We start from the raw sequence: 6,407 nt of genomic DNA on the forward strand, positions 1-6,407 counted from the left end.
TTGCACTTGAAATCCGAATCCAAGGACCTTTTTGTCAGATAGGGAATATTTTGGCAGCGCTCATGCCTATCTGTACGGAATAGGGGCTTACAGTATTTTCAATCCAATCCGCTTTTTTACGAATATAACGAAATCATCTTTTTTTAAAACCAAGCATTCTTTCCCATTTTCAGACGACCTCATTAAAGTAACGTGCAATCCGAGAATTAAGGAAAGAACCATGACCGCAACCACCGCCCCGCTTTTGCGTTTCATCACTGCCGGCAGCGTCGACGACGGCAAATCCACCCTCATCGGCCGCCTGCTCTACGACAGCAAAACCCTGCTGACCGACCAGCTCGACAAACTCAACCGCGCTGCCGAAAACGGCGAAACGCCCGACTTCGCCAGCCTCACCGACGGCCTTGCCGCCGAGCGCGAACAAGGCATCACCATCGATGTCGCCTACCGCTATTTCGCCACGCCCAAGCGCAAATTCATCATCGCCGACACGCCCGGACACGAACAATACACCCGCAACATGGTAACGGGTGCATCGACCGCCGACGCCGCCATCGTCCTGATAGACGCAACGCGCGTCGATTTTTCCGGCGGCGAACCCGTTCTCCTGCCGCAGACCAAACGCCACAGCGCGATTCTGAAACTCTTGGGCTGCCCCAACATCATCGTCGCCGTCAACAAACTCGACCTGCTCGACTTCGACGAAACCAAATATCAAGCCATCACCGCAGCCTACCGCAAGCTGGCGGAACAAATCGGCCTCCAAGCCCAAATCCACTTCCTGCCCATCAGCGCGTTAAAAGGCGACAACATCGTCAATGCCAGCAGCCAAACCCCGTGGTATCAAGGTTTGCCGCTTTTACCCCTGCTCGAAAGCCTGCCCGTCAACCGCCAAAACGCCGCCGACCAAGCCGCCCATTTCCCCGTGCAGCGCGTCGCACGGCAAGACGGCAGCAGCAGCGACGACTTCCGCGGCTATCAAGGCAGGCTGGAGGCAGGTCGTCTGAAAACCGGCGACGAAATCAAAGTCCTGCCTAGCGGACATACCGCCAAAATCGCCGAAATTTACAATCCAAACGGCAAAACCGAATCCGCCGAAGCGGGCGAAGTGCTGACCGTCGCGCTCGACACCGACCTCGACATCTCGCGCGGCAACAGCATCGCCGCCGCCGACAGCCCCGTCGCGCCCGAACAGCAGTTCCAAGCCGCGCTGTGCTGGTTCGACGACATCCCACTCAACCTGCGCCGCAAATACCTGCTGAAACACACCACCCAAACCACCCCCGTCAAAATCAGCGCGATTTCCTACGTTTGGGACGTGAACACCCTCAGCCGCGTCGAATCCGCCGACACGCTCAAACTCAACGACATCGGCAGCGTCAGCCTCAAAACCCAGCAGCCGATTGCCGCCGCGCCCTACGAAGAAAACCATGCCCTCGGCGCGTTCATCCTGATAGACGAAGCCACCAACCACACCGTCGCCGCAGGCATGATACGCAAGGCTGACCAAACGGACAGTTTTGAAATTTAAAACAAGGCATCTTGAATTGAAGAGGTCGTCTAAAAAACCGAAGCAGAGTTTTTCAGACGACCTCTTCAGTTTGGCAGATTAAGTCAGGGAATATGGCAGGTAGGCTTTAAGCCATACGGCGTTGCCTTATCCTCAGCCAGCGCGGTGGGAAATCACAGTGAATTAAAATAACAAAATCGCGGCATGGCATTTTTCATTTGGATACATGGTAAAAGGTCGTCTGAAATCGGAAAGGAAGGTTTTCAGACGATCTCTCATGACGGCTCGTCTGAATCAAACAGGCTTTTGCATGCATACAGCAGCCCGCCCGCCAATACGGCCAGGCCCACCGCTGCCCAATACGCATCGGCATAGCCGACTGCCTTTGCCAGCCGCAGGGCGGCGAAACCGGCCGCGTAACTGCCGAGTAGAACCACGGAAAATTGCAGGCTGCTGTCGAGTGCGGCGGTGGCGCGGTCGGATTTGTCCATCACCAACGCCAGTATCACTGGCAGCAGCAGCGTGTAGCTCAGGCTCAGGGCGATGATTTGCGCGGGCGGCAGCCAAGGGTGGACGCGGGCGAGCGCGTCGATGGCGGTCATGGACGCTAAAAGCGGCAGTTGCAGCGCGTAGAGCAGGAACACGAGTTTGCGGCGCGGATAATTGCGCGAAAACCAGCCCGACAGCGGCGTTACAATCAGGCAGGCAACAGGAATACCCACCGCCAGAATCCCGCCCGTCTGCTTCGGGTTGAAGCCCAAATCCGCCAGCTTGGGCACAAAAGTCGCCGCCGCAAACGCATACGGTGCGGCAACGGCAAACAGCAAAACCAGCCACCGCCAGCCCGTTTCAGGCTGCCGCCAAAAGGAGACCAGCCGCGCCGCCAACGCTGTCAAACCGCCTTGCGCCGTCGGGCTTTCCGGCTCGCGGTAGCACAAGAGTTGCAGCAGCATCAGCAGGGTGAACGCCAGCATAAAGCCCGCCGCCGCCGTCTGCCCGTATTCCTGATACAGCCACAACACCAGCGCGCCGCCGATCATCTTGCCGCCGCGCGCCGCCATGGTCTGAATCACGCCGCCGAAACCGCGTTCGCGGTGCGGCAGGACGATGCACGACAAGCCCAACATCGCGCAGCCGTATACCGCTGACATTGCCGAGAGCAAAACGCAGCAGGCCAGAAGCAGCGGGAAGTTCTGTGTGATGTCGGTACAGGCCATCAGCCCGAACACCGCCGAAAGTCCCAGCGTCGCCGCCAGCAGCCAGCCGCGAAACCGCCCGAACCGCCCCGCCGGCCGCCTCTCCATCAGCGCGGCAAACAACACCTTCGCCGCTTCGATACCGCCGATTAAATGTATCCAGCTCAATTGGTTCAGACTGTAACCGTGGTTTTTCAAAATAGCGACCAGCGCGACCAGATAAAAACCGGTCAGCGTGAATTTGTAGGTGCTGCCGCCGATAAGCAGCAGCCAGTCGCGCGGGGCGGGGGATGTCGGGGTTGGGGGCATGGGTTGGTTTTCCTTGATTGGGGGGACGGAAATGACGATGCGGGCATTTCCCATTTGCATCTGCAATAGTTAATTCACTTATTTTGTCAATACTTCATTTACTGTCAACCTCATTCTCGCCCTCTACGCGGGGGCAAGCTACGGCAGAAGTCTGGAACTATCCCACGGAAACCTTCAGGGTAAAAGGATTTCCTAAACTCCACTTTCTGGATTCTCACCTGCGCAGGAATGACGATGTGAGGCGTTCTTATTCGAATCCGCTATATTTTGTCTTTCAGACGACCTTCCTACATACGTCCGAAACGTCAGACTTATCCGTTCTTCGTTAATCCTGCTACTTTTCATCACTGCGTGTTGCCAGTGGTGCTGGGTGCTGCCGCGCATGACGATGAGCTGGCCGTGGTGCAACAGGATTTCGCGTTTTTCGCGGGTTTTGTTGTGGCGGAAGGCGAATTTGCGCGTGGCGCCGAAGCTGAAGGATGCGATGATGGTGTTTGCGCCCAGTTCGGCTTCACTGTCGCTGTGCCACGCCATGCCTTCGCCGCCGTGGCGGTAGCGGTTGAGCAGGCAGGCGTTGAAATGGGTGGGGCTGACGGTTTGCAGGTGTTGTTCGACCCGTTCTTTCAGTTGCCGCAGAAACGGTGTCCACGGCAGGGGCTCGCGGGTGATGCCGGAATAGGTGTGGGCCGCGCCCGCTTCGCCGTACCAGGCGATTTGCCGGGCGGTAGTGATGGTTTTGCCGTACAGCCGGACTTGGTCGTGCCGCCAGGGAATGTCGCGCAGCAGGGTGTGCAGGCAGACATCGGCTTCTTCGGTGGTGAAGATGATACCGTAATCATTGACGATGCCGTCGTAGGGTAGGATGTTTGCGTGCGGGTCGGCGGTTTCGGGGAAGAGGTCAAATGTCATCGGGCTCTCCTAATTCGTGCGCCAATATCGCCATCTTACGTCCGCGCTGCCAGCGGTAGCCGCCGATGATGCCGCTTTTTCGGATGACGCGGTGGCAGGGGATGAGTACGGCGACGGGTTTTTTGCCGATGGCGGTGCCGACGGCGCGTGCGGCTTTGGGCGAACCGGCGGCTTGTGCGACTACACCGTAGCTTTGCAGGCGGCCAGCAGGGATGGCAAGCAGCGCCTGCCAGACTTTGAGCTGGAACGGCGTGCCTTTGATGTGCAGGGTAACGCTGCCGTCGCAACGGTCGGACGGGCTGCCGAATGCTTTTGCGGCTTGGCGGTGGCACTCGGTTTCCCGTTCAACTAGGCGGGCGTTCGGGTACTCGGCGCGCAATTCGTCCAGGGCGGCAGAGAGGTCGTCTGAAAAACGCATGAAGCAGATGCCTTTATGCGTGGCGGCCGCCAGCAGGTCGCCGAAGGGGCTGGGAATCAGACAGTAATCGATTTGCAAGCCCGCACCGCCGTTTTTGTATTCGCCCGGAGTCATTTTTTCGATGTTTATAAACAAATCGTGCAGCCGCCCCGTGCCACTCAGTCCGCCGCAATGCGCCGCTTCCGCCACGCTTTCGCTGTTTTTCAGGGCTTCTTTGGCGCGGCTGATACTGATGTGTTGCAGCATTTTTTTCGGGCTGATGCCCGCCCATGCGGAAAATTCGCGCTGCAAATGTTCGGGACTGACGTGCACTGCCGCCGCCACCTGCGCCAAATCGGGCTGCTCGGCGGCATGGTCGTAAAGGTATTCGATGGCGCGGGCAATGCGGAGGAATTGGCGGGTTTGATTTAAGTTCATAAATTATCCTGTCGTTGTATGGGATAGGATAGCCTGAAAGCCGACAAGAAACGACCCGATTATTGATGGAAAGATTGTTTGTCTGTCTGAAATTCATCAATAATCGGGTCGTTTTTATATCGCGGCTTCCTTAAACTTGCATCGTCTTTAACCGCATATGTAAGGAACGTTATGTCAAGCTTATTGAATTTGAACAATAAAACCGCCGCCGTTATCGGCGCGTCGTCGGGCATCGGGCGCGCTGCCGCCCTGCTGTTGGCGGAACACGGCGCAAACGTTGTCTTATGCGCCCGCCGTGCCGACAAACTGGAAGAAACCGCCGCACTGATACGCGCATGCGGCGGACGGGCTGTTGCTGTTGCAGGCGACGCGGTACTGCCTGAAACGCATGAAGCCGTCGTCCGCACGGCGGAACGCGAGTTCGGTGGCCTAGATATTGCCGTCAACAATGCAGGCATTATCGGTGCATACAAACCCTTGGCCGACATCTCGCCCGACGAATGGCGTGATACGCTGGACGGCAACCTAACCGCTGCCTTTCTCGGCGCGCGCAGCCAAATTCTCCTTATGCTCGCACGCGGTGGTGGCGCGATTGTGTTCACGTCTAGCTTTGTCGGCACCAGTTGTGCCCTGCCGAACAAAACCGCCTACGGCTGCGCCAAAGCCGCACTTGCCGCACTGGCAAAAGGCATCACCGCCGATTATGCCGCCCAAGGTATCCGCGCCAATGCCCTCCTGCCCGGTGGTACGGACACTGAAATGATGACTACCGATCCGCAACAGCGGGCATGGGCGGAAGGGCTGCATGCGGTCAAACGCATCGCCCGACCCGAAGAAATTGCCGCCGCGATTTTGTTCCTCGTCAGCCCGATGGGCAGTTTTGTAACGGGTACGGCCTTGTTTGCGGATGGCGGAAATTCGGCGGTGAAGTAAGAGACCGCCTGAAGATTACACGCTTCGGCTCAAATCTGCCAAAAACGCCTGCCGCTGTTCGTCGGTGGATTTGTCCATATTGCCGAAGTTGAGCCAACGGCGTTTGGCGATACCTATGCCTTTGAGAGTGTGTCCCACCATCGCTTTGCCGATGCCGTTGCCGCCAAACCATTTCAGATACCATGTGGGGGCGGTGGACGTGCTGATGACCAGTGCTTCTTTGATGTGGGATAGGTTGCCTTTCAGGCCTGTGGCAGTGGGGATGTAGGCGAATGTTTTTAGGAAAACTTTGTCTTCAAATCCTTTGACGATGGCGGGCATATCCGCCCACCAGATCGGAAAGATAAAAATCAGACGGTTGGTGGTTTTCAATAGTTCCTGATAATGTAAGACCAGCGGATCAAGGGCTTTGCCTTGGTTGAACAGGGCAAGCTCTTCTTTGGTGTAGGCGGGGTTGAAACCGTCTGCGTATAAGTCGATCAGTTGGTATTTTTCGCCTTTTTCGTCCAACAGTTGCTGCACACGCCGCAAAATGCCGTGATTGAAGCTTTGATCGTAGGGATGGGCATAAATGATTGTGGTAAATGACATTTTTGTACTCCTGAAAGTCAGTTGCCGAGTGTTCCCATGCTATCAAACGAATGTCGGTTTGCTCAAATCCGTATCGGGCAGGCAAGGCCGGATGATATAGTGGATTAACTTTAAACCAGTACGG

At 56.8% G+C, this 6,407-nt stretch carries 6 protein-coding genes; 2 read left to right on the top strand and 4 right to left on the bottom strand.

Annotated elements, in window-relative coordinates:
* Positions 1 to 220 precede the first annotated feature (220 nt).
* Positions 221 to 1,531, top strand: a complete 1,311-nt coding sequence (locus tag HMPREF3066_RS03085) for a sulfate adenylyltransferase subunit 1 (RefSeq protein WP_070440368.1) — start codon at positions 221 to 223, stop codon at positions 1,529 to 1,531.
* Between the two features lie 254 nt (positions 1,532 to 1,785).
* Here the strand turns inward: HMPREF3066_RS03085 and HMPREF3066_RS03090 are convergent, their stop codons facing one another.
* The 3 genes from HMPREF3066_RS03090 to HMPREF3066_RS03100 all read right to left on the bottom strand — a co-directional run bounded on the left by HMPREF3066_RS03090 (position 1,786) and on the right by HMPREF3066_RS03100 (position 4,759).
* A complete protein-coding gene (locus tag HMPREF3066_RS03090; RefSeq protein WP_070440426.1) occupies positions 1,786 to 3,015 on the bottom strand; it encodes an MFS transporter in 1,230 nt (409 codons plus the stop codon).
* Between the two features lie 192 nt (positions 3,016 to 3,207).
* Positions 3,208 to 3,924: an alpha-ketoglutarate-dependent dioxygenase AlkB family protein gene (locus tag HMPREF3066_RS03095; RefSeq protein ID WP_070440370.1), complete on the bottom strand. Its 717-nt coding sequence runs from the start codon at positions 3,922 to 3,924 to the stop codon at positions 3,208 to 3,210.
* A complete protein-coding gene (locus HMPREF3066_RS03100; RefSeq protein ID WP_070440372.1) occupies positions 3,914 to 4,759 on the bottom strand; it encodes a bifunctional transcriptional activator/DNA repair enzyme AdaA in 846 nt (281 codons plus the stop codon). Before HMPREF3066_RS03100 ends, HMPREF3066_RS03095 begins: the two co-directional genes overlap by 11 nt.
* 171 nt (positions 4,760 to 4,930) lie before the next feature.
* Here HMPREF3066_RS03100 and HMPREF3066_RS03105 point away from each other — a divergent pair, with 171 nt between their 5' ends.
* On the top strand, positions 4,931 to 5,692 hold the full coding sequence (locus tag HMPREF3066_RS03105) for an SDR family oxidoreductase (protein ID WP_070440374.1): 762 nt from the start codon (positions 4,931 to 4,933) through the stop codon (positions 5,690 to 5,692).
* Positions 5,693 to 5,707: 15 nt separating this feature from the next.
* Here the strand turns inward: HMPREF3066_RS03105 and HMPREF3066_RS03110 are convergent, their stop codons facing one another.
* Positions 5,708 to 6,283 (bottom strand): NAD(P)H-dependent oxidoreductase, encoded by a 576-nt coding sequence (locus tag HMPREF3066_RS03110; RefSeq protein WP_070440375.1) that lies wholly within the window; start codon positions 6,281 to 6,283, stop codon positions 5,708 to 5,710.
* Positions 6,284 to 6,407 lie beyond the last annotated feature (124 nt).

The sequence above is a fragment of the Neisseria sp. HMSC03D10 genome (assembly GCF_001807625.1).
In the GTDB taxonomy this organism is placed as follows: domain Bacteria; phylum Pseudomonadota; class Gammaproteobacteria; order Burkholderiales; family Neisseriaceae; genus Neisseria; species Neisseria mucosa.